The following is a 3,285-nucleotide window of genomic DNA, read 5'->3' on the forward strand; positions in this document are numbered from 1 at the left end:
CACCGCCGCCGAGCTGGGCCCGGCCGTGCGCGCCGTGGTCTCCCGGGGAGGCCGCCCGGACCTCACCGCGCCCGACGCGCTGGCCCGGGTGCGCGCCCCGACGCTGCTCGTCGTCGGCTCCCTGGACTCCACCGTGCTCGACCTCAACCGGCAGGCCCGGAGCCGGCTGCGCTGCGAGACCGCATTGGCGGTGGTGCCTCACGCGAGCCACCTGTTCGAGGAACCGGGGACCCTGGACCGGGTCGCCGAGCTGGCCTCGGACTGGTTCCTCCGCCACCTCCCGCGCCCCACCGGCCGCGGAAGCGCGTGACCGTCCCATTGCGCAGACTTCGTGTATCACTCCCGGTCAGCAGCGCATTTTGCGCAGCCGACAGCGGGATTTCCTGACCAGCTTGTACACATTGAGCAGTCGAAATCCGACCTGTTGCCCAACCATCCCGACAGTAGCAAGCTCTCCGCAACCACACCGCCCCACCCGTTCGCGGTGCGGTCGTGACCCGGCGGAAGCCTCGACGGCGAGGCCCGAAGTGGAGGAACGAGCGATGACCCCGCAGTCCCACGCCCTTGAGTTGACCCCCGAGGAGCGCGAGGCCGGTCTTGACGCCGACCAGCTGCGCCGCCTCGTCGGCCTCGTCGAGCACGACGCGGCCGCCGATCCGTTCCCGGTGACGGCCCAGGACGCGGTCGTCTTCGTGGTCGGCAACGCCACCCAGACGGCCCAGTTCTACCAGGTCGTCTTCGGCATGGAGCTGGTCGCCTACTCCGGCCCGGAGACCGGCCGTCGGGACCGCAAGGCGTACGTGCTCCGCTCGGGTTCCTGCCGCTTCGTGATCAAGGGCGGCGTCCAGCCGGGCAGCCCTCTGCTGGACCACCACCGCCGCCACGGCGACGGCGTCGTCGACCTCGCCCTGGAGGTCCCGGACGTCGACAAGTGCATCGAGCACGCCCGCGCGTCCGGCGCCACCGTGCTGGAGGAGCCGAACGACGTCTCGGACGAGAACGGCACCGTGCGCCGCGCGGCCATCGCCACCTACGGCGAGACCCGCCACACCCTGATCGACCGCTCCCGCTACCACGGCCCCTACCTGCCGGGCTACGTCGTCGCGGAGAGCAAGGTGAAGCACCCGGAGGGCTCCCCCAAGCGCCTCTTCCAGGCCCTCGACCACGCCGTCGGCAACGTCGAGCTGGGCCGGATGGACGAGTGGGTGTCCTTCTACAACCGCGTCATGGGCTTCGTGAACATGGCCGAGTTCGTCGGCGACGACATCGCCACCGAGTACTCCGCGCTGATGTCCAAGGTCGTCGCCAGCGGCAACCACCGGGTGAAGTTCCCGCTCAACGAGCCGGCCGTCGCCAAGAAGAAGTCCCAGATCGACGAGTACCTGGAGTTCTACACCGGCCCCGGCTGCCAGCACATGGCGCTCGCCACCAACGACATCCTCACCACCGTGGACGTGCTGCGGGCGCGCGGCGTGGAGTTCCTCTCCACCCCGGACGCCTACTACGACGACCCGGAGCTGCGCGAGCGGATCGGCAAGGTCCGGGTGCCGATCGAGGAGCTGAAGAAGCGTGGCATCCTGGTCGACCGCGACGAGGACGGCTACCTGCTGCAGATCTTCACCAAGCCGATCGGCGACCGCCCCACCGTCTTCTACGAGTTCATCGAGCGGCACGGTTCGCTCGGCTTCGGCAAGGGCAACTTCAAGGCGCTCTTCGAGTCCATCGAGCGCGAGCAGGACCGGCGCGGCAACCTGTGAGCGTCGAGGAGCTCCGACGAACGGGTCTCTGACCGGTTCACCCAACGGATCTCTGCCATACGGTCGAGGAGGACCACGGAGATGGCGTACTACCGGCAGCTGGGCAACATCCCGCCCAAGCGGCACACCCAGCACCGCACCCCCGAAGGCGGGCTGTACTACGAGGAGTTGATGGGCGAAGAGGGGTTCTCCTCGGACTCCTCACTGCTCTACCACCGGGGCATCCCCTCGGCGGTGGTCAACGCGGTGCCCTGGGAGCTGCCGGACCAGTCCACGGTGCCCAACCACCCGCTCCTCCCCCGTCACCTCAAGCTGCACGAGCTGTTCACGGACCAGGACTGGAAGTCCGCGGACGTCGTCGGCAGCCGCCGGCTGGTCCTCGGCAACGGCGACGTGCGGATCTCGTACGTCGCCGCCGGGGCCCCGAGCGAGCTCTACCGCAACGGGCTCGGCGACGAGTGCGTGTACGTGGAGTCCGGCTCCGGCACGGTCGAGACGGTGTTCGGCTCGATCGAGGTCAGGCAGGGCGACTACGTGATCATCCCGCGCGCCACCACCCACCGCTGGGTGCCGGCCGGCGACGAGCCGCTGCGCGCGTACTGCATCGAGGCCAACAGCCACATCACCCCGGTCAAGCGCTACCTCTCCAAGTACGGGCAGCTGCTGGAGCACGCGCCGTACTGCGAACGGGACTTCCGCGGACCGGTCGGCCCACTGGTCGTCGACGCCCCCGGGGACGTCGACGTGCTGGTCAAGCACCGCGGCCCGAACGGGATCGCGGGCACCCGCTACACCGTGCCGCACCACCCCTTCGACGTGGTCGGCTGGGACGGCTGCCTGTACCCGTACGCCTTCAACATCAAGGACTTCGAGCCGATCACCGGCCGGATCCACCAGCCGCCGCCGGCCCATCAGGTGTTCGAGGGCAACGGCTTCGTGATCTGCAACTTCGTTCCGCGCAAGGTGGACTACCACCCGCTGTCGATCCCGGTTCCGTACTACCACGCCAACGTGGACAGCGACGAGGTCATGTTCTACTGCGGCGGCGACTACGCGGCCCGCAAGGGCTCCGGCATCGGCCAGGGCTCGATCTCGCTGCACCCCGGCGGGCACACCCACGGGCCGCAGCCGGGGGCGTACGAGCGCAGCATCGGCGCGGAGTTCTTCGACGAGCTGGCCGTCATGGTGGACACCTTCCGCCCGCTGGAGCTCGGCGAGGGCGGCCGGGCCGGCGAGGACCCGGACTATGCCTGGACCTGGGCCGGTCGGGGGCCCGGGCGATGAACGCGCTGCCTTCGGGGGGAGTGATCCCCGAGCTGTTCCACGGACTGTTCGACGACGCGGCGGTGTTCCCGCCGGGGAACCTGCCGGTCGTCGACGCGGTGCCCGCGCACCGGGTGCACCGCGCGGCCTGGTACGCCGAGGCGGTCGGCCCCTTCCTCTGCGGGGCGGGCCGGCTGGGCGAGCTGGCCGACGTGGTCGCGAACCCCCCCACGGCCGGCGGCCCTTCCACGGCCGCGGGTTCCGC

General features: G+C 70.2%; 2 protein-coding genes and 2 pseudogenes. All 4 read left to right on the top strand.

The window, feature by feature from the left end; translation table 11 throughout:
• Nucleotides 1–310, top strand: a pseudogene (locus KS423_RS41715) (alpha/beta hydrolase); the annotation flags it as partial.
• A gap of 232 nt (nucleotides 311–542) precedes the next feature.
• On the top strand, nucleotides 543–1,757 hold the full coding sequence (hppD, locus tag KS423_RS41720; protein ID WP_224284933.1) for a 4-hydroxyphenylpyruvate dioxygenase: 1,215 nt from the start codon (nucleotides 543–545) through the stop codon (nucleotides 1,755–1,757).
• Between the two features lie 81 nt (nucleotides 1,758–1,838).
• Complete coding sequence (locus KS423_RS41725) at nucleotides 1,839–3,041, top strand: homogentisate 1,2-dioxygenase (RefSeq protein WP_224284934.1); 1,203 nt, start codon at nucleotides 1,839–1,841, stop codon at nucleotides 3,039–3,041.
• Nucleotides 3,038–3,285 (top strand): annotated as a pseudogene (locus KS423_RS41730) (hypothetical protein); the annotation flags it as partial. The gene KS423_RS41725 and the pseudogene KS423_RS41730, both read left to right, overlap by 4 nt.

Origin of the sequence: Streptomyces sp. LS1784, assembly GCF_020103755.1 — a bacterium.
Lineage (GTDB): Bacteria > Actinomycetota > Actinomycetes > Streptomycetales > Streptomycetaceae > Kitasatospora.